The organism is Pseudoalteromonas sp. Ld20 (genome assembly GCF_045064175.1).
In the GTDB taxonomy this organism is placed as follows: domain Bacteria; phylum Pseudomonadota; class Gammaproteobacteria; order Enterobacterales; family Alteromonadaceae; genus Pseudoalteromonas; species Pseudoalteromonas neustonica.
Window position 1 is genome coordinate 24,282 of the sequence record NZ_JBISHB010000041.1, and the last position, 19,774, is coordinate 44,055.

The following is a 19,774-nucleotide window of genomic DNA, read 5'->3' on the forward strand; positions in this document are numbered from 1 at the left end:
GCTGGTATTTTAAGTTAATCAGCAAAGTAAGTGTAAAAATAACGGTATTTATTTTGTCTGCTTTAGCGTGGATTCACCGATACAGTTTTTTATGAGGGTTTAAAAAGAACATTTTCTTCCAACCTTGGTTTTGAGTGGTCATCAACCAAGGATATGGTAATAAAGATAAAATAGAGTAATGCACATGAGGTTGCTTACCTGCGGCATTGCCTGTATCTCCCAAACTGCCAATGACTTCGTTGACCGAAACATAATCGCCAGCACTGACCGAGTAATCCTCTAAATGGGCAAAGTAATGAATTCTCCATTTAGGCCCAAGTAATGCCACCACTTTGCCACCACGTTTTAATTCACCAGAGTACACCACGACTCCGCTCACGGCTGCAACCACTGGCGTGTGTTTTTTACCAAAAATATCTATCCCTTTGTGTACGCCAGATCTCCCCCATGGTTCATACCAAAAGGTAGTGTGATTCCAGTCATTCGCCGTAGCACCTTGCACTGGAATAACTATTTTTTCAGGTATTAATAAACCTATGGTTAATAAAATAATTAAAACAACTATAAAAATTTTTATTCCTTTCAAACTTCACTCCAGACGGCTTCTGTCAGTAACTTCATCATATGAACCTATACTAACGTAAAACACAAACTATTCAGCTTTTATATAAAATTTTAATCCCCTGTTTCTATTAGCTTATAAATACAAGTAAATTATATATTTGCACTTCAAACAGATTTAGCTACCTTTAATGTAACTGTATAAAAAAGAGTATGTTATGGACGTACGTTCAATAAAGTTCTTAATGACCTCCATTTTTGGAGGGCTGATTGTATTACTTTCGGCACTTACATTTTTAATTTTTTACTTAAACGCGGAGTTAAAAGAAATTGAAAGTGCCACTGAGAACCGCTATTTAGCTTATCAAGCTGCAGATGAGCTCCGCCAAAGCTCAGATGAACTAACTCGTTTAGGCCGAACATACACAATCACGGGGGATGAAAAATACGAAAAAATGTATTTTGATGTACTTGCTATTCGTAACGGGGATAAACCTCGGCCAGTCAATTATCATACAATTTATTGGGATCTCGTTCTTGACTATGGTAATAAACCCAAGCCCGATGGCTCAAGGGATAACCTTATTAACCGAATGAAAGAGCTTGGATTTTCTAAAGTCGAGTTGTCTTTATTAGAAGAAGCTAAAAAAAATTCAGATGGTTTAGTTCAGTTAGAAGTTGAGGCAATGAATGCGGTTAAAGGAAAATTCAAAGACTCAAACGGTCAGTTTACTCAGTTAAGGGAACCTGATCTAAACTTTGCCTCACAACTTGTCCACTCAGACGAATATCATGAATTCAAAGCAAACATAATGAAACCAGTTGATAAATTCTTTACTCAACTTGAAAGCAGAACCAGTCAGCGATTAAAGAAAATTGAAGATGAAGTACGCTCTTTACTTATTGTTGCGGTTTGTGTGGTGATTTTCTCTTTATCATTTTGTATGGGAGGGCTCTACGTTGCGCGTCGTCGCGTGACAAAACCAATCATAGAACTAGGTATTGCGTTTAATGCAATTGGTGAGAGTAATAATTTAACAACCACAGTCCAAGAGCAAGGTGTGTCTGAAGTAAAAGAAGTTGCATCTATAGTAAACAGAATGCTTAGCAGTTTTAGATCAACCATACAAGCTATAGCTGTAGCAAGCACTCAAATGACCTCGGTAGCTAAGGAAGTATCGCAGTTTGTAAAAGATAACCGCAACATAGCACACGAACAAAGCGCTAAATTGGAAAGTATTGCCACCGCAGCGGAACAAATGACAGCCACTTTAAATGATGTAACCCAAAACACAGTAAGCACTGCAGATTATACTAATACAGCTGAAGACGAGGCACGTAAAGGCCTTGAAGTCATGACCCAAACAAATAAAAGTTTCGCTGAACTCTCTGAACGCTTTGAGTCAACGGCACAGATTATCGCTGATTTAACCGAGCAAAGCGGACAAGTTTCTAGCGTAGTTGAAGTTATCAAGGCAATAGCCGAACAAACTAATTTACTTGCTTTAAATGCAGCTATTGAAGCAGCCCGCGCAGGCGAACAAGGGCGAGGATTTGCGGTTGTTGCTGACGAAGTGCGATCTCTTGCTCAAAGAACACAAGAATCCACCGCAGAAATAGCCAACATTATCGAACAGCTTCAAACAAAAGCTAATACTGCAAATGGTGCTATTGATATAAGTAAAAACCAAGTTAAAGCCACTGAGTCTCAAGTATCAGATTCACAAGATGTTTTACAGGTTATTTTTAATACTGTGTCAAAAATTAGGGATCTTAGCAATGGGGTAGCAAGTGCATCTCAAGAGCAGCTCTCAGTAACTGAGAATATAAATGCAAATATAAACGAAATGAGTCAACTATCACAAGATTCTGCTCATAAACTCGATAACTTTATGACCGTTGTAAAACAAATGGAAAAAACAGGAAAAGAACTACACGCAAGTGCCTCACAATTTAAAGCTTAAATGATTTATACGCCCTGAGTTTATCGGCTCAATGCAGCAAGTAAATTTTGCTTCCTAAAAGTTATAAAAAACGCCGGCAAGTAAACTTGCCGGCCTTGAAAATATAAAATAGAAATACCTAAATTATTTTTTCTCTAATCGTTTTTGCAGATTTAACGCTGCGTCAGCTGCTAGTAAGCGCATAAATTCTGAGCCATTAGCCTGTTCACCTTGCCCACCACCAATCATAATTTCAGGTACTAAGCGACTGTTGCCTAGACTTTTAAATAATGCTGTTTGAATTTTAACTTCTGCTTTTAATGTTTCATCAAATACATATTTAGGATCAAGTGCCGCAGACTTCGCTCTTTGACGCGCTTCAGCAAGTACATCCATACCTAATGCTTCTAAACGTTGTTGTTTTAAAATCTCAGCCTGCTCTTTAGCAAGTTCGGCCTTAACCGCTACACGTTGCTGCGCTGAAATAATTGCATTTGCTTTTACACGCTCAGCATCAATTTGCTCTTTGATCTTTAGCTTCTCTGATTCTGCGCGCTGCTTAGCAATTGCTTGCTCACCTAAAGCCACTTCAGTTCGTGCTTGCTGCTCTGCTTTTTTAAGGTTTTGTCGCGCAAGTGCTTCATCTGCCGCCGCTTGCTTTTGTGCCTCAAGACGTGCGTTTACTTTACTTTCGTAATCAATATCGATGATACTCGCATCTACAACCGTAATCCCATACGCACCTAAAATAGGTGCATTACGCAATGCGTTACCTTCAGCATCTTTACGAATATTAATAGTTACTCGTTGTTGTTTGCTTAGGTTATTAAGATCATCTGTTTTATCACGCTCGCCTGTACTTATTATTTGCTCAGTCACAAAAATACCATTTGTAAGCTGATCAGAAAAATCTTGGCTTAATTGACCATTACCGCCAGAGTAATGCTGCTCTACTGACATCATGCGCGCCGACGCTTTTACATTTTCAGTGGTTGCACGCATTAATAGATTTGAGATGAGCGTTTCTTGCGAACCAAATTCTTCATGTATTTTAAGTAGTCCACGAAGAGTACCTGACTCACCCGCAGGTACATTACCAGGCAGTCTAAAACGTGAGACTCCTCTTGCGCCACCAGTTGTAGTATCCAAAAAGCGAATTGGAATTAACGGCACAATAGCACTGGCAGTTGCGGTGCTGTCGCCTGTAAAGTTAATTGAAATAACTTTTTTATACGCCGAAGTAGTACCAAACGCTTTTAAATAAGGGCCAGCTTGATCAATCACCGTTAAATTACCGGTAAAGGCTGATTGATGAACCAACCGTTCATCTGCTTCATTCCACGAAATAACTTGTGAGGTCAATGTTGCAATCACTACGAGTACGATGACAATGGCACTAATTAAAATTACGCTACGACGACCAAAGCGCCCCATAAAAGATCCTTTATTTGCTTGTGTAGCGGGTTGTTGCTGGCTATCCATTTTTATTACTCTCCATATTTAATTTCTTTTTAACAAAATAAATGATTTCTTGCTCACTTAATTGCGCACAAAAACTTCCTGAACGGTGTAACTCAATAAATGTGGTCAGGATATCTTCTTTGCTCTTGCGTGCTTTATCTTCGTTTTCTTGCGTTTGATTTTTTTCGGTAAGTTGAGTTATCAAGTCATCTACTATCGTATCTTTATCAAATAACACATTGTATTCTTTAGATTTACTGACTCGCGTTCTATGTATGTTACTGTAAATAACATAAAGCGACGAGCACAATATAACAATAAGTATACTTATCCCAATGATATACAGAATCATAAAATCTACTTATATAATTTGAATTGTTGATTTTTATAACAACTATAAAACGCTGTTTACAGATGTTAAGTTAATAATTTTACAGGATAACGCAGAAAAAAACAGAATAAAAAATATTGCATCAGCTGTAGCTATACGTAACTTACCCCACAATGTAGAATTCAGCATTGGTTTAACAGCTATTTGTACGAGTTATTGCGCAAACTCGAAACAATACTCGGCGGCTTCTATTTGTTGAGTATTATAAAAATCATTGGGGAGTTGAAAATGCCTTTGGGTGTGTTCTAAATTGAGTGCCTTAATATTTGCCATAAGTGCTTGGCGTTTTTCAATCCACTGACTTGAAAATCTTGGGTTATTAATAAAATGAGATACAGCTCTAAATTCAAAGTAAATGGTTCTGCGTATTGCTGAACTCTCCTGCTTTCCCGAACAGTGGGCGGTATTTACATGATGAATAACCACATCCCCTGCTTTGGCAGTCACATTCACGCTTTGTAGTCTAGAATCTGATAGCTGGCGTTTTATATCGCAAACACACAATTGGCTACAATGAGAACCAGGAACTACTTTTAACGCTCCTTGCTCTGCTATCGCATCGTCTAAATATATTCCAAGTGTGATAATAGGTTCTTGCGTTTTTACGGCCATATCACGGTGCCAGTCGAAACCAAGTGAGTCTAATGAATTTTTAATAACGATAGACTCATAACTAGGTAAAACCGGTTCGCCAACAATAGCCTCAACATAACTCATTAGTTTGGTGTGTGCTAATAAACAAGCAAACCGAGGCTGAAACTGAAAAAGTGAATTAATACGGTAAACAAAAGGCTCGCCTGCTTGTTGCATAATGGCAACATTATTAAGCGACCTCCCAGCTAAATGTTGTGTCTTTACATCGTCAGTCAAGTGTTGGCAAAAATGCCCAAGCGCAACAACTTCACTCGGTTCTATCACTTGTTTTATTAGCACAAACCCCTGCTGTTTTAAATGTTCTGATACTAATTTAGTTTCCATCTTTAAAACCTCCTTATTCGTTATATTGTTGTGGTCAACTAATACAGCACAGTAGCTTATCTAAATTCAGGCCTAATTAAGGACTGTGTAGTAATTTTTAACAACACAAGACTCCCAACAATATATTTAGCAGGCAGTTTGGTGGACTCAGATCGCACAAAAAAGTAGATAATGAGTAGAAAAAATCACCGACTGCACAGTTAATCCATAATTTTGTTTAAATAATTTAAAAATACCAGTTAGCGTAGACTAACTGGTATTTTTTTGTGGCTAAATGATCACTGTTAACGTTATTTTATAGCTTCAGCTTTTTTCTTCGTAAAACAAATAACCCTAACAAAGTTAAAGTTAGAAAATTAAGTAAACCACCTGAATTTTTAGCTTCGGGGTCTGTTACATCAGGTTTTGGCGCAACAACTACAGGTGGAGTCGTATTTGCTGTAAATACAACTTCGCTTTGTTTGGTGGCAGTCTGGCCGTGTTCATCAGTGACTTTTAGTTCAACAGCATAAGTGCCATCTTGTATGAAGTCATGTTCAAATTTACCAAGCTCACTCACGACATCGGCATCTATCGTCCATTCGTATGTCAACTGAGATCCATCTAAATCACTACTCAGCCCAGCATCAAAGTTACACACATATATTTCGCACGCCTCGCTAAAATTAGCTTCTGGTTTAATGAGTTCTTGCACTTGAGCATTTATTTCAATGCTTTGTGTAGTACCAAACTTATTAGTGAGTTGATAGGTGACTTTGTTCTCGCCCAGTTGAGGCATTACAGCCGTAAACTGCTCTTCATTGTAGCTATTATCAGCAAATTGCCATAAATATGAGTAACCACCAAATTTGTTGCCTGCTTTAAACTCACATTTTGCGCCTTCACATGTTGCTGTCGCTCGGAGTGTTGGTAAGCTCGCATCTAAATTAAATGCTGATACAGGCCCTACTTGCCCTGTTATATCTTTCCCTTGAAAATACAGTGTGATTTTTCCATCAATTAAGTCTGATTGATTAAATGTAGCAATAACATTTTCTGTTTTAGCGTCGGCGTTGCCATCTAAAAATATCGCTAAACGGGTATTTCCTGCACTTGGGTATTCGTTAAGACTGTATTTTACTGTTGCAATGTTATCTGCGACTAAATCACCATTGAGCTTACTAAAGCGCTCTTCTGTTACGCTAACTTTAACTTCAATGTCACCACCAACACTGCCAACGACCTCAATAGATTCAATATCAGGCCCTTGGGTTAATAAGTATGGGGCTTCCACTACTTTTGCCGCATATAAAAGCGCTTTTAGATTATCGGGTTTTAGTGTTTCTTGGTAATAATCACATGACTGAAAAAAGTCAGTACCTAACTCAAATGTAATATGCGCAATACCCAGCTCCCCGTACGCCAAGCTATCCGACGTACCATCTGTAGCATATAAGCCTATCGATTGTTGTGGTAAGTAATTATTGAAATATGCAAGCTTTTTACCAAGCGATTCAAGCCCAGCTTGGTTTGGAGCTGGTTTATCAATATTTCCCCAAGGCCAAAGTATGAGGCGGCTGTAGCTGTGAATATCAAGGTATAGGCCTTGTGTATCACTTGGCGCAGCATCATCGTCATTTGGGCCTCTCACATCAGGATATAACTTGCGTATATAATCTTCTATCGCAGCCACTTCAGGTTCAGACGCGCCGCTTTTACCGCGATATGTTGCTTGGCAAGCTTGCCCGCTAGATCCCCCTTCAACCGTATTCCAACCAAATGAATAATTACGATTGAGATCAACACCCACATTCCCCAATGGGCAATGGTTTTCGTTGTGATTTTTGCGTTGTAAGTAGCCTGCCTCAGCAATTTTTCGACCATCAGGGTTACTTTGAAATAATATATGAATTTGATGACGCTCTAAAATCCATGCGATATCCGGATTTGTTTTCGCATCATTAAGTAGCATTTTAGCAAAGTCGAGAGTGAGGCCTGCTGTCGCATATTCTCTGGCATGTAATGCGCTTTGAATAAATAACACGGGTGGATTATCAAGATTTTTATTACCTATTTTTAATACTTTTAGATCGTAACCTGATCCACCATTTATTTTTTGCCAACTATCACCAATGTCTACCCATTGCGTTATATCTGGATATTGCTGCGTTAACTGCTCGGCGCTGGCAAGTGTTTCTTCAACTGTTGCATAACATGCAAACCCTGAGATCCCCGATGTTTGTACACTTTGAGATACATGCTGTTCCTGCATTTTTTTTACTTTACTGTGCCATAAAGCATCTGCTGGTGTCAGTTTAATACCCTTGCTTTGTAAGCGTAAAACATCCTGATTTGATAACTGTAATAAAATGCCATTTCGTTCATCAGATAAAAGTGCATGATGAAAGCTTATGCGCGTTTTTATTTCTTGTTGTTCATTATCAAACGTCGCTAAATAAACTGGATCTTGTACTCCAGCCAGCGATAAAGTACTTGCTAATAAAAGAGGGGCTACAAATAGCATTCTGAATAACCAATGTCGTTAGTATTATTTTAACTAAAATATAACATTTAAGTTAAAACTTAAATGTTTAGTTCCCAAATAAATGTTAAATGAGCTTTTTAAGCTTTAACTTCCTCTATGTATTCTAACCATTTTATCTATACTTTAATTAAACATCATATTTGCAGCCATCACTAACAATAATACTGCAAAGATTTTTTTGATCATTGGTACAGGTAGATGATGTGTTGCTTTGGCACCTAGAGGCGCCGTAAACCAAGACGTGCAAATAATACCGAATAAAGCAGGTAAATATACAAACCCAGCAAACCCATCTTCTAAAGCAAAATGACTACTGCCTGAGCTGATATAACCTATCGATCCAAATAATGCGATGACAATACCGCAGGCAGAAGCACATCCTATCGCTTTTTTCATATCGAGTGAGAAAAACGTCAATAGTGGCACTAGAAGTGCGCCACCGCCAATCCCAATCATGGCTGACAAGCCGCCTGTAATCGTTGTAAAAAAGGCTAACAGGCCTTTGTTAGGCATTTTACGCTCAACAGGGGAATCACTTTTACTGCTTAAAAACATCTTCAACGCAATCAGTGTCACGCTCACTGCAAACACAATACGCACGGTTGCCTCTGGTAATAATGCGGCTAAAAAACCACTGATAAGCGCGCCAAAAGCAACCCCTGTCATTATCCAAGGGGCAAGTTCCCAAGGTACATTGCCATTTTTATGATGCGCTATTGCTGACGACGTTGAGGTGAATAATATTGACGCCAATGATGTTGCAATTGCAACGATAACAACCTGTTCAGCAGGTAAAATAGCTAAATAAAGTAAAATACTGCTTAATATTGGGACAATGACAAGCCCACCGCCAATGCCTAACAGCCCTGCTAAAAAACCTACGCCACTGCCTAATATCGCGCAGTATAAAATTAACAACATCAATTCACTCATTCTATTCTTCTCTTATTATATTTAGGGACTACTACATGACATAATTGCAGTGTTTTACGCAGTAACATAATTGCTCAATTGCAAAGTACTTAAGCTAAATTAAGGTTAACTTTTAAGCTCGCTACATACGCCGCGAGTATATCAATATAACCACGCCCCGCTCACTCTTTTGACTAAGATGAGCCCTGAATATTCTTCATGTTTTACATGAAATAAATACACATTAAACATCTAGAAGTCTAGAAGTTCAGAAATCCTTGTGAGATTTTTAGCGTTTTATCCAATTCGATGAATCGCTATTAAGTAACATCGCAAAATTATAATAAGCAATGAATATGGCTCATGTTTTATGTGAAATAAAACCGTTTTTCTTCATGTACCGATCCACGTATAAATTACACAACGCTTAGCGCTAGACAACATACAGCCCCCCCTTCATTGGGCGTAAACAAAAAGGCTGTGACGGTTACTAACTAATTAAATCATAAAAATTGATTGGAAAGTCCAGCAAGCGTAACCCATAAACTCATTTTAAATCAGACAATTGGATACTAGATCACCATGAACAAAGACTTCACATTTACTATTAAGAGCATTTGTCTTGATGAAGATTATCACCCATCAGACAATACCCGTATCACCACTAACTTTGCTAATTTGGCCAGAGGTAGTCACCGCCAAGCTAACTTACGCAACGCTTTAAAGATGATTGACAACAGTTTTAATGCCTTAGCAAATTGGGATAACCCTAAGGGCGATCGCTATTCTGTTGAACTTGAAATTATTTCTGTTGATATGGACATTGAAGGCAGTGGCCAAACTTTCCCATCAATTGAAGTATTGAAAACGAATATTGTTGACCATAAAACAAATAAACGCATTGAAGGCATTGTAGGAAATAACTTTTCTTCTTATGTACGCGATTATGATTTTAGCATATTGCTACAAGAACATAATAAAGATCAACCACAATTTAGCATTCCAGATAATTTTGGCGAATTGCATGGCAAGCTCTTTCAATACTTTGTAAATTCAGCTATTTACAAACAAAACTTTAGTAAACCGCCGGTTATCTGCCTAAGTGTATCGGATAATAAAACGTATCATCAGACTGAAAATCAGCACCCAGTATTAGGTGTTGAGTATCAACCAAATGAGTCGTCTTTAACTGAGCAATATTTCAAAAAAATGGGCCTGCAAGTTCGCTATTTTATGCCTGCAAACAGTGTAGCGCCTTTGGCATTTTATTTCTTTGGTGATTTGCTTAATGACTACACGAGCCTTGAGCTTATCAGTACCATAAGCACAATGGGCACCTTTCAAAAAATCTACCGCCCTGAAATATATAATGCCAATGCAGCTGCAGGAAAAGCGTATCAACCAAACCTAAAGAACTTAGATCATTCATTAACACAAATTGTTTATGATCGAGAAGAGCGCAGCAAACTCGCTAATGAGCAAGGAAAGTTTGCCGAAGAAAAATTTATCAAACCATACCAAACTGTGCTTGAACAGTGGTCTGCTAGCTACGCTTAATTGCTAGGTTGAAAATCAATCCAAATTTACGGCATTATTTATTATGAAAACACAGACTAATAACACACTATTACCCACTTCAACCGCAGGCAGTTTACCTAAACCTGCTTGGCTTGCAGAGCCAGAAACGCTTTGGTCACCTTGGAAATTACAAGGCGATGAATTAATTGCAGGCAAACAGGATGCGCTACGTTTGTCATTACAAGATCAACAACATGCAGGTATAGATATTGTGAGTGATGGCGAACAAACACGCCAACACTTTGTAACCACATTTATTGAGCACCTCAACGGTGTTGACTTTGAAAAACGTAAAACCGTTAAAATTCGCGATCGCTATGATGCCAGTGTACCAACAGTTGTAGGCCCTGTTAGTCGCCAAAAGCCTGTATTTGTTGAAGATGCCAAGTTTTTACGCAAGCAAACCAATCAGCCAATTAAATGGGCCCTGCCAGGACCTATGACGATGATAGATACACTCTACGATGACCACTATAAAAGTCGAGAAAAGCTTGCATGGGAATTTGCTAAAATTCTCAACCAAGAAGCCAAAGAATTAGAAGCGGCAGGTGTAGATATTATCCAATTTGATGAGCCTGCATTTAATGTATTTTTTGATGAAGTCAATGAATGGGGTATCGCCTGTTTAGAAAGAGCGATTGAAGGCCTTAAATGCGAAACAGCAGTCCATATTTGTTACGGTTATGGCATTAAAGCCAACACTGATTGGAAAAAAACCTTGGGCTCTGAGTGGCGACAATATGAAGAGGCTTTTCCAAAACTACAAAAGTCTAATATCGATATTATCTCACTAGAGTGTCACAACTCTCATGTACCAATTGAGTTGCTTGAACTCATTCGCGGTAAAAAAGTAATGGTAGGCGCGATTGACGTTGCAACCAATACCATTGAAACACCAGAAGAAGTAGCAGCCACCCTGCGCAAAGCACTTAAATATGTTGATGCCGACAAGCTCTACCCTTGTACCAACTGCGGCATGGCCCCGCTACCTCATCACGTAGCAAAAGGGAAACTAGATGCCTTAAGTGCAGGTGCAGAGATAGTCAGAAAAGAGCTTTCAGCTTAGACGCAATGATAATAGAGTTGCCTTTAGGTTTATTCTGATTCAACGCAAGTAAATGCTCTATTTATTTAAAACGAAGCCTCATTTTTACGAGGCTTCTAAACTTACTTTGAAATAAAAATAGCCACTGATTGGCTAAAATTAATAGCAACACAATATAGCACAGCATTTCTTCTAGCCGAATTAAGTTATTATTTAATCCCAATTACTCCACCCCCCCCCAGTGATATTAGCGCGTGTTGACCTTTGTGGATTGAAATTTATTCAATCTAGGGGCGATTTAATCGCGGCGCGAGGTGTGTAACCTAGACCATGCGCTTTTATGTGTAAATTCCTTCTGCTGTTTTGTTGGTTTCGCACCACTGAGCCCTACCGACTCCTGAAGAGTATGATTAGCATCATTTCATCATTCAAACCTATAAACTCCATTGCCCGTGTGCCATAATCTAAATAATTCATGAATTTAGTAACTTGGCGGCATTTAAACCGTTTCAAGCTAACTTAAAGGGTTTTTAAATGGCTTATCAAGAGCAAAATCAAGCAACTATTTACTGGCACGATTATGAGACCTGGGGAGCGAGTCCGCAAAAGGATAAGCCTAGCCAGTTTGCAGGGATTCGGACCGATCTTGATTTAAACATTATTGGTGAGCCGTTGATTGAATATTGCAAACCGGTGGCTGATTATTTACCGCACCCTGAGGCGTGTTTGATCACAGGCATTACCCCGCAAGTGGCGATGCAAAAAGGTTTAGTTGAAGCTGAGTTTATTGCCAAGATCCATGCTGAATTTAGTGTGCCTAATACCTGCGTAGCTGGCTATAACAGCATTCGTTTTGATGACGAAGTAAGCCGTTACAGCTTTTACCGTAATTTTTACGACCCCTATGAGCGTGAATACAAAAACAATAATAGCCGCTGGGATATTATTGATTTAGTGCGCGCTTGTTATGCGCTTCGCCCTGAAGGCATTGAATGGCCGCTCAAAAAAGATGGCAGCCCAAGTTTTAAGCTGGAACATTTAACGGTTGCAAATGGTATTGAACACGCCGCTGCACATGACGCGTTAAGCGATGTAACCGCCACTATTGCCCTAGCTAAACTTATAAAAGACAAGCAGCCTAAACTGTATAACTTCTTTTTTGGTTTACGTGGTAAAAAAGCCCTAGCTGAATTAGTAGATGTGTTTAACATGACGCCACTGGTACATACCTCGTCACGTATACCTGCTACACAAGGGTGTACAAGCTGGATTGCACCAATGAGCTTTCATCCAACCAATAAAAACGCGGTAGTATGCTTTAACCTAACGGAAGATCCGCAAGTGTTACTGGATTTATCAGTTGAAGAGCTACGTACACGTCTTTATACAAAGCGCAGTGATCTTGCAGAGGATGAACGACCCGTTGGTTTAAAGCTAGTGCATTTAAACAAGTGCCCTATTTTAGCACCTGCTAAAACATTATTACCTGAAAATGCAGCCCGTTTAGGTATTGACCGCGAGCAATGCTTAAAAAATCTTGCGATTTTAAAAGCCAATTCAACACTGCGCGATAAAGTGACTGAAGTGTTTAACGATAAGCCCGATTACGGTAAAACCACCAATACTGATTACATGTTATACGACGGCTTTACCAGCCATGCAGATAAAGCTAAATTTGCCATTATCCGAGATGCCAGTCCTGAGCAATTAGCGGGTATGAAGTTGGATTTTGAAGATAAAAAGTTTGATAACTTATTGTTTAAATACCGTGCCCGTAACTGGCCACAATCACTTAATCAAGATGAACTCGATCAATGGCGTCAATATTGCCAAAACAAGCTAATGCATGGTGAAGATCAACCCTCGATCAGCGCACAAGATTTTATGGTAACTCTTGAAAATCTGGCCCATGAACATGACGATAATGAAAAAAATCTGACTATCCTTAAAGCACTTTATAACTACGCACAGAGTATGTAAGCGGTAAGCGGTAAGCGGTAAGCGGTAAGCGGCTTGATCTTAATAAATAAAGCGCCTTCGTCTATATGATTTAAGGCGCTAAGCTACAATTAAAGCTATTACTTTTTATGCAGTGCTTCAATACGTGCTAATAAGCTTGACGTATCATAGCGACCACCACCGAGTGCTTGTACGTCAGCGTAGTACTGATCAACCGTTGCTGTCATCGGTAGCGTTGCGCCATTACTTTTCGCTTCATCTAGGGCTATGCCTAAGTCTTTTCGCATCCAATCTACTGCAAAACCAAATTCGTATTCACCTGCCCACATGGTTTTATAGCGATTTTCCATTTGCCAAGAACCCGCCGCACCTTTTGAGATGGTTTCAATCACTTTTTCGCCATCAAGACCTGCTTGCTTTGCAAAATGTAATCCCTCAGCTAAACCTTGTACCACACCAGCAATACAGATTTGATTGACCATTTTACATAATTGACCAGAGCCCACTTCACCAAGTAATTGGCTAAAGCGACTAAACGCCGCCATGATAGGCTGTACTTTTGCAAACACTACCGCATCGCCACCAGCCATTACCGTTAATACGCCATTTTCAGCGCCGGCTTGGCCACCCGATACTGGCGCATCAATAAAGGCAATATTTTTAAGTGCTGCATTAGCCGACACTTCGCGCGCCACTTCTGCCGACGTTGTTGTATGATCCACTAAAATAGTGCCCGTTTGCATACCTGCAATCACGCCGTCTGCGCCATATACAACTGAGCGTAAATCATCATCGTTACCTACACACATAAATACAACATCTGCATTTTCAGCGGCTTTTGCAGGCGTTAATGCCACCTCACCGGTGTACTTTTTTGCCCATTGTTGTGCTTTTTCTGTGGTGCGGTTATATACCGTTACATGGTGGCCTGCAGCAGCTAAATGACCTGCCATTGGATACCCCATAACGCCTAAACCGATAAATGCGACTTTCATTGACATAAAATTGACCTATTTCAGTGGTAACTTAAAAAGATAATTTGATTATCTCAACCGAATAGACAAAAAGCGAATGAAAAAGTCTTCATTACATTTCTTCATGGACGAGACAAAACAGGAAACCTATGGATAGCATATATCAATTCAGCGCCCCACTTTATAATGGCGAAAACTTTGATCTGAGCCAATTAACAGGCAGCACTATTTTAATTGTTAATACGGCCAGTAAATGTAACTTTTCAGTGCAATTAACAGCGCTTGAAAAGCTGTACCAACAATATAAGCATTTTGGTTTTACTGTGTTGGCCTTTCCGTGTAATCAGTTTGATTACAACGAACCAATAAATAACCCTGATATTAAAGACTTTTACCAACAACAGTTTAATGTTAGCTTTCCTGTGTTTAGTAAAGTAATGGTGAATGGTCCTGAAGCTCACCCATTATTTAACTATTTAAAAGCACATACCCGAGGAATAGCACAAAACCGTGCCATAAAATGGAATTTTACTAAGTTTCTAATAAACTCTGAGGGGCAATTAGCCGTGCGCTACGCACCGCGCACTAAACCCGACACCTTAAAACAGGTAATAGAGAGCACAATTAATGACGCAACTAACAATGGCGCTTTTCAGTTCGCAAAAGTATGAACAAACATCTTTTGATGCCTGCTTAAAAGATCAAACAGACATCAAATTAACCCATTTTGAGCAATCGCTCGATGCGCAAACAGCCATACTTTGCCAAGGCTTTGATGCGGTATGTGTATTTGTTAATGATGTGGTTGATAAAACCGTCATTAAACAACTCGCACACAACGGTATTAAATGTATTCTACTGCGCTGCGCGGGGTTTAATAACGTTGATTTAGCCGCCGCAAATGCGCATAACATCAAAGTATGCCGTGTGCCAGCCTACAGCCCAGAAGCAGTTGCTGAACATTGCATCGCATTAATGCTCACTTTAAATCGTAAAACCCATAAAGCATATAACCGCATTCGCGAAGATAACTTTGACTTAAACGGCTTGCTTGGCTTTAACTTATTTAAAAAAACCATTGGCGTAATTGGCTGCGGGAAAATTGGCCTAGCATTGGTTAATATACTCAATGGCTTTGGTGCAAATGTATTGGTTTGCGACCCTTATGCAACAGAGGGTAATTACACCCTATGCGATATAGACACTTTACTCACCCAAAGTGATGTTATTTCACTGCATTGCCCATTAAACGAAAGCACCCACCACTTAATTGATGAAACAGCATTTAGCAAAATGAAAACTGGCGTTATGCTTATTAACACCTCACGCGGCGCATTAGTCGATAGTAAAGCCTGTATCAGCGCACTCAAAAGCAAGAAACTAGGCTACTTAGGCCTCGATGTTTACGAGCAAGAATCAGAGCTGTTTTTTAAAGACCGTCGTGACGAAATCATGCAAGACGATATATTTTCACGATTGGTAAGCTTTCCTAACGTATTAGTCACCGGGCACCAAGGTTTTTTTACCAAAGAAGCACTGACTGAAATAGCCCAAACCACTATTAATAACGCGATTGAGTTTGCTAATAACCAGCCGCTGAGTAATGAAGTAAAATAAGGTTAGGTGCTAGGTCAAAGATAAAAGGTTAAAAACCAAAGCACAAAAAATCAACCACGTGAACTTTGCTAAGCCTGTTAAGTTACATCGGCTTCAAAAAAGGACAGGCATATATTTCAACCCCGTTGGTATTGCGCATAAATTGTGACTGTCCTGTTTTACACGGGTAGATTAAATGTATTAATGATTGAAAATAAGAAGGTTGAATTACAATTCGAAGAACTACGAGGCTGCTTGATGTCTGAAGTCAAGATTTGACCCTCAAGGCTTTAGACCCTCAAGGCTTTAAAGGCTCTTTATATTTCAACCCCCTTGGTATTGCGCATAAATTGTGACTGTCCTGTTTTACACGGGTAGATTAAATGTATTAATGATTGAAAATAAGAAGGTTGAATTACAATTCGAAGAACTACGAGGTTGCTTGATGTCTGAAGTCAAGATTTGACCCTCAAGGCTCTTTTGAAGTCAAGATTTGACCCTCAAGGCTCTTTTAAAATTTGTTCGAATGGAACAGACTCGGACATAGAAAGCCATAGACGTAAGGAACAACACATTTTACGTAAGTGGCTGTTTGACGGCAAAGATGTTGAGTCATGTGCAATATGTAAAAATGAATTCAGCGTTAGCTCTTTGGTCACTGCGCATAAAAAGAAAAGGTCCAAGTGTTCTTTTAATGAAAGAATAGACCCAAATATTGTAATGCCCTTGTGCAAATTTGGGTGTGACCATTTATATGAAATTGAAGCATTAAAAATTAAAAATAATATTGTAATTTCGAATAGCAAACTTGTACAAACCGTTTTTGAGCAGTCATATATTAATTCAGTTTCTGATAGAACCATTAAATCAAAATGGTTAGAGGGAGAATCAGGGTATTTCTCACAGTAAGAAACTTGAAATGACACCCATCTTAATTTCATCGGAAGTAAAACAACAAACGCATCGATTGAAATCAGCAGCAAGTGAACATTTTAAACATAATCACGGTTTCATTCTCCTTAGCTCAATCCATAAACGCAGTCACCTAAATTACAGACATAAAAAATAGTGCCTTAAGGCAATAGTTGACGTTTTAATTGAGTGTGAAAAAACTAGGCCAGTAGTTTCTCGCTGTTACTGACGTTGCTACGCCGTTTTCTGTTCAAGAAAACTTAACAAACTTTAAAATGGATGTCTTTTTTGTTTTCATTTTTTTGTTTTCACCTTTGTCATATGTTCAAATAATCTACAGTAAGTATAAAATTTATAGCTGGCAATAACTTACACTATTTGCTATTAATATAGCTCATAAAATAAGGATGTCTTCGGGCTAAAATAAGGAAGTGTCCTCTGATAAAGCTGTTATGTTTTTAAGAGAGTTTATAGTTAATGTTTAACAATAAAAAACTGATTACATTTTTCTTTTTTATAATGCTAGTTAACTTCAATACAACTTATGCTAGTGATATAGAAAGTCTTCAGCTCATCCAAATACTAAAAGATGATGTTAACGATGTTGATGGTTTAGGTAATCCTAGAAGCGTTAAAGTTCTTTCAGATAATTCTAAGGTTTTTGTTTCTAGTGGAGACGATAATGCTTTAGCTGTTTTTAATTTAGACGAGAATTTTAATCTAACCTTCAGCCAAGTGTTTAAAAATGCCTCTACCAACATAAATGGTTTAGAAGGCGCCTCTGGTGTTACCTATTTTGATCACGGTAATCAGGTAGTCGTTACTGGATTCTATGACGGTGCCTTAACAAAATTTTCTAAAAGTAATAGGAGTTACCGTTTTAGTCAATTTATCAGTGACGGTCTAAGCTATGACAGAGTATTTGATAGTGATGTGCCTGTGGGTGAACTGGATAACTTTGGCCTTTTAGGCGCTTGGGATATAGTCAAGACTACCAACGAAAAGCAACTCTACGTTGCAAGTTATATGAGTAACGCTATTTCTATTTTAGATATAATGTCGGATAAAAAGATTAGTTTGAATAGAGTAGTAAAAGACGCCAAGCCACTTAGCAATGACTTGGGAAAACCTATTGCAGTAGCTTTATCTCCATTAAATAATGAATTATATGTTCTAGGTTTTGATGGTCATCAATTAACCATTTATGATAGAAGTGTCAGGGGCGACTTATTGGTGAAACAAGTATTAAAAAATGGCGTTGCGGGTGTGAAGCAATTTATTAACCCACAAAAAATGGTTGTCTCACCAAATGGAAGATTTTTGTATGTTGCTTGTTCAGGAAGTAATTCTCTTGTTGTTTTTCACAAACTGGATACTGGACAATATGCATTTTTACAGGCAATAAATAATTCGGATATTGGCGGATCTGGCCTAGAGGGAGCAAGTAGCTTAGCGATATCGTCTGACGGCTTAAAAATATATGTAGCTGGGGAGTCGGGTAGCGGCCTATATTTATTTAGCGCGAGTGCTGATGGGCGACTTAGCTATAAGAATAAATTATTAAGTGTTCATGATAATAAATTAAATAGAATTTCATCTATTACTGTTACCGATGATAATCGTCACTTATTGGTTGCGACTGGTAAAGGTAATTCGTTATTTGTATTTAAAATAAAGACACTTTAGATATCTGAAGTAAAAACAAACCTTAGTCCGCTTAATATAGCGTTGTAGCTGTAGAATTACTCTTTTTTAAGAAAAACAGCCTGTTTTATGGGTTCCAAATGCATTACCTAATGCTTTAAAAAAGCTTAGAGTTAATACAGGAGCTCGTTTTTTATTGAATTTGGCTGTTGGAGTTATTTTACAGCCTCGTTATATTGCTACATAGGCTCAGTCTACTTTCAGCTCTGGAGAATAAATGAAAAAAGGATTTTCGGATATATTTGAAACGGACTCAGTATTTAAGATTCTAATTTTATGTGTGCTAACTATAGGCTCGTATTTAATTTATAAGCTCTATCGTTTCACAAGCCAAATTAATCAACATACCGAACTTAAAATACCTAACTTATTTATTGCAACAGCCGTTGTTTTATTTATTATTTCATTAGGTAGTTTAATTTATAGTTTAGCTAATTATCATGACCTTACTATTCTAAAAAGCTCAATTGGTATTCATGCTATATCTAGTGCTTTCGATGTAACTTGGGTTATCATGGTACGTAATCGTATTAATTTAATTGCGGGCTCTAATAAAGGTGACAATCTTTGGTTAAATCCTTTTATTACATCAATTTTCCATGTTATTTATATGCAACATAAAATCAACCAAGGATTGGCTAAAAACGCAATATAAAAGGCAGAAGGGGTCCAAAGGCAGAAGGGGTCAAATCTTGACTTCAGACATTAAAACCCTTAATCCCTGCAATTGACAGACTTCTGACTGTCAGCTTTGGTTAAGCTCAGTTAATCGAATCTGACAGGTTAAGTTAAAACTTCATCACATAGGTCCCTTAAATACGTCTACTTACATTTTACGGATAGCATTTATTTTATTAATCTTTTTGATCACGCCTAACTCAAAAAGCTGTTGCGCGCTGGACTTGAGCAATTGGGTTTCCTATGGCGCTATATGGTCTTTAATGATTAAGTTTACATAGGTAATTTGCAGCCGGTTTATTGCACGGCTTTTCTTTCTGCATTCAAAACATTTGATTGCATTTGCATCAATCCAAAATTTTAATTATTCAAACCAGTATTGCTGCTCTTTGGCAAAAAATATAAATGGTCTATGGCAATCGACACATTGCTTTTGTATATCAATGTAGAGATTTCGTGGGTATATACAATAACGTTGCTTGCGGGGATCGCGCGTCTCTGATAGATAGCGCATCCCCTATATCACCAATGGGTATTATCAATTTCTTGGTTTGTAAA

The 19,774-nt window shown here is 38.4% G+C and carries 17 protein-coding genes; 9 read left to right on the forward strand and 8 right to left on the reverse strand.

All coding sequences use genetic code 11. The features are described 5' to 3' along the window. Positions 1-73 precede the first annotated feature (73 nt). Positions 74-586: a M23 family metallopeptidase gene (locus ACJJVX_RS15780; RefSeq protein ID WP_082916358.1), complete on the reverse strand. Its 513-nt coding sequence runs from the start codon at positions 584-586 to the stop codon at positions 74-76. A gap of 193 nt (positions 587-779) precedes the next feature. Here ACJJVX_RS15780 and ACJJVX_RS15785 point away from each other — a divergent pair, with 193 nt between their 5' ends. Continuing rightward, positions 780-2,525 (forward strand): methyl-accepting chemotaxis protein, encoded by a 1,746-nt coding sequence (locus ACJJVX_RS15785; protein ID WP_405632329.1) that lies wholly within the window; start codon positions 780-782, stop codon positions 2,523-2,525. 123 nt (positions 2,526-2,648) lie between these two features. Here the strand turns inward: ACJJVX_RS15785 and ACJJVX_RS15790 are convergent, their stop codons facing one another. The 5 genes from ACJJVX_RS15790 to ACJJVX_RS15810 all read right to left on the reverse strand — a co-directional run bounded on the left by ACJJVX_RS15790 (position 2,649) and on the right by ACJJVX_RS15810 (position 8,791). Then, on the reverse strand, positions 2,649-3,986 hold the full coding sequence (locus ACJJVX_RS15790; protein WP_054205684.1) for an SPFH domain-containing protein: 1,338 nt from the start codon (positions 3,984-3,986) through the stop codon (positions 2,649-2,651). Continuing rightward, the gene (locus ACJJVX_RS15795; protein WP_054205683.1) at positions 3,979-4,317 is read right to left on the reverse strand and encodes a hypothetical protein; all 339 of its coding nucleotides are present in this window, start codon (positions 4,315-4,317) and stop codon (positions 3,979-3,981) included. The genes ACJJVX_RS15790 and ACJJVX_RS15795 overlap by 8 nt, the downstream gene beginning before the upstream one ends. Before the next feature lie 192 nt (positions 4,318-4,509). Next, positions 4,510-5,334 carry a phytanoyl-CoA dioxygenase family protein gene (locus ACJJVX_RS15800; RefSeq protein ID WP_405632333.1) on the reverse strand — a complete coding sequence of 275 codons (825 nt, stop codon included), beginning with the start codon at positions 5,332-5,334 and terminating at the stop codon, positions 4,510-4,512. Between the two features lie 295 nt (positions 5,335-5,629). Further along, positions 5,630-7,837 (reverse strand): M14 family zinc carboxypeptidase, encoded by a 2,208-nt coding sequence (locus ACJJVX_RS15805; protein ID WP_405632335.1) that lies wholly within the window; start codon positions 7,835-7,837, stop codon positions 5,630-5,632. Between the two features lie 144 nt (positions 7,838-7,981). After that, positions 7,982-8,791, reverse strand: coding sequence for a sulfite exporter TauE/SafE family protein (locus ACJJVX_RS15810; RefSeq protein WP_405632337.1), 810 nt, complete (start codon positions 8,789-8,791; stop codon positions 7,982-7,984). 561 nt (positions 8,792-9,352) lie between these two features. On the opposite strand from ACJJVX_RS15810, the gene ACJJVX_RS15815 reads away from it, so the two are divergent. The 3 genes from ACJJVX_RS15815 to sbcB all read left to right on the forward strand — a co-directional run bounded on the left by ACJJVX_RS15815 (position 9,353) and on the right by sbcB (position 13,373). Continuing rightward, a complete protein-coding gene (locus ACJJVX_RS15815; RefSeq protein ID WP_405632339.1) occupies positions 9,353-10,327 on the forward strand; it encodes a DUF1852 domain-containing protein in 975 nt (324 codons plus the stop codon). Between the two features lie 43 nt (positions 10,328-10,370). Further along, positions 10,371-11,414 (forward strand): methionine synthase, encoded by a 1,044-nt coding sequence (locus ACJJVX_RS15820; RefSeq protein WP_054205678.1) that lies wholly within the window; start codon positions 10,371-10,373, stop codon positions 11,412-11,414. 513 nt (positions 11,415-11,927) lie between these two features. Next, a complete protein-coding gene (sbcB, locus tag ACJJVX_RS15825; protein ID WP_405632342.1) occupies positions 11,928-13,373 on the forward strand; it encodes an exodeoxyribonuclease I in 1,446 nt (481 codons plus the stop codon). A gap of 98 nt (positions 13,374-13,471) precedes the next feature. Here the strand turns inward: sbcB and ACJJVX_RS15830 are convergent, their stop codons facing one another. Continuing rightward, positions 13,472-14,353, reverse strand: coding sequence for an NAD(P)-dependent oxidoreductase (locus ACJJVX_RS15830; protein WP_054455531.1), 882 nt, complete (start codon positions 14,351-14,353; stop codon positions 13,472-13,474). 122 nt (positions 14,354-14,475) lie between these two features. Here ACJJVX_RS15830 and ACJJVX_RS15835 point away from each other — a divergent pair, with 122 nt between their 5' ends. From ACJJVX_RS15835 to ACJJVX_RS15855, 5 genes are all read left to right on the forward strand, one after another. Then, positions 14,476-14,997, forward strand: a complete 522-nt coding sequence (locus tag ACJJVX_RS15835; protein ID WP_054205675.1) for a glutathione peroxidase — start codon at positions 14,476-14,478, stop codon at positions 14,995-14,997. Further along, entirely contained in the window at positions 14,954-15,943 is a 990-nt protein-coding gene (locus ACJJVX_RS15840; protein WP_054205674.1) for a 2-hydroxyacid dehydrogenase, read from the forward strand. Before ACJJVX_RS15835 ends, ACJJVX_RS15840 begins: the two co-directional genes overlap by 44 nt. A gap of 459 nt (positions 15,944-16,402) precedes the next feature. Next, a complete protein-coding gene (locus ACJJVX_RS15845; RefSeq protein ID WP_405632345.1) occupies positions 16,403-16,831 on the forward strand; it encodes a hypothetical protein in 429 nt (142 codons plus the stop codon). Positions 16,832-17,311: 480 nt separating this feature from the next. Beyond that, positions 17,312-18,520 (forward strand): beta-propeller fold lactonase family protein, encoded by a 1,209-nt coding sequence (locus ACJJVX_RS15850; protein ID WP_405632348.1) that lies wholly within the window; start codon positions 17,312-17,314, stop codon positions 18,518-18,520. Between the two features lie 235 nt (positions 18,521-18,755). After that, the gene (locus tag ACJJVX_RS15855) at positions 18,756-19,193 is read left to right on the forward strand and encodes a hypothetical protein (RefSeq protein ID WP_054205671.1); all 438 of its coding nucleotides are present in this window, start codon (positions 18,756-18,758) and stop codon (positions 19,191-19,193) included. Between the two features lie 387 nt (positions 19,194-19,580). On the opposite strand, the gene ACJJVX_RS15860 is transcribed toward ACJJVX_RS15855, so the two are convergent. Then, entirely contained in the window at positions 19,581-19,730 is a 150-nt protein-coding gene (locus ACJJVX_RS15860) for a zinc-ribbon domain containing protein (protein ID WP_405632352.1), read from the reverse strand. Positions 19,731-19,774 lie beyond the last annotated feature (44 nt).

Coding starts and splice junctions, on each gene's coding strand:
- ACJJVX_RS15785 (WP_405632329.1), top strand. CDS start 780: ATGGACGTACGTTCAATAAAGTTCTTAATGACCTCCATTTTTGGAGGG.
- ACJJVX_RS15790 (WP_054205684.1), bottom strand. CDS start 3,986: ATGGATAGCCAGCAACAACCCGCTACACAAGCAAATAAAGGATCTTTT.
- ACJJVX_RS15795 (WP_054205683.1), bottom strand. CDS start 4,317: ATGATTCTGTATATCATTGGGATAAGTATACTTATTGTTATATTGTGC.
- ACJJVX_RS15800 (WP_405632333.1), bottom strand. CDS start 5,334: ATGGAAACTAAATTAGTATCAGAACATTTAAAACAGCAGGGGTTTGTG.
- ACJJVX_RS15805 (WP_405632335.1), bottom strand. CDS start 7,837: ATGCTATTTGTAGCCCCTCTTTTATTAGCAAGTACTTTATCGCTGGCT.
- ACJJVX_RS15810 (WP_405632337.1), bottom strand. CDS start 8,791: ATGAGTGAATTGATGTTGTTAATTTTATACTGCGCGATATTAGGCAGT.
- ACJJVX_RS15815 (WP_405632339.1), top strand. CDS start 9,353: ATGAACAAAGACTTCACATTTACTATTAAGAGCATTTGTCTTGATGAA.
- ACJJVX_RS15820 (WP_054205678.1), top strand. CDS start 10,371: ATGAAAACACAGACTAATAACACACTATTACCCACTTCAACCGCAGGC.
- sbcB (WP_405632342.1), top strand. CDS start 11,928: ATGGCTTATCAAGAGCAAAATCAAGCAACTATTTACTGGCACGATTAT.
- ACJJVX_RS15830 (WP_054455531.1), bottom strand. CDS start 14,353: ATGTCAATGAAAGTCGCATTTATCGGTTTAGGCGTTATGGGGTATCCA.
- ACJJVX_RS15835 (WP_054205675.1), top strand. CDS start 14,476: ATGGATAGCATATATCAATTCAGCGCCCCACTTTATAATGGCGAAAAC.
- ACJJVX_RS15840 (WP_054205674.1), top strand. CDS start 14,954: ATGACGCAACTAACAATGGCGCTTTTCAGTTCGCAAAAGTATGAACAA.
- ACJJVX_RS15850 (WP_405632348.1), top strand. CDS start 17,312: ATGTTTAACAATAAAAAACTGATTACATTTTTCTTTTTTATAATGCTA.
- ACJJVX_RS15855 (WP_054205671.1), top strand. CDS start 18,756: ATGAAAAAAGGATTTTCGGATATATTTGAAACGGACTCAGTATTTAAG.
- ACJJVX_RS15860 (WP_405632352.1), bottom strand. CDS start 19,730: ATGCGCTATCTATCAGAGACGCGCGATCCCCGCAAGCAACGTTATTGT.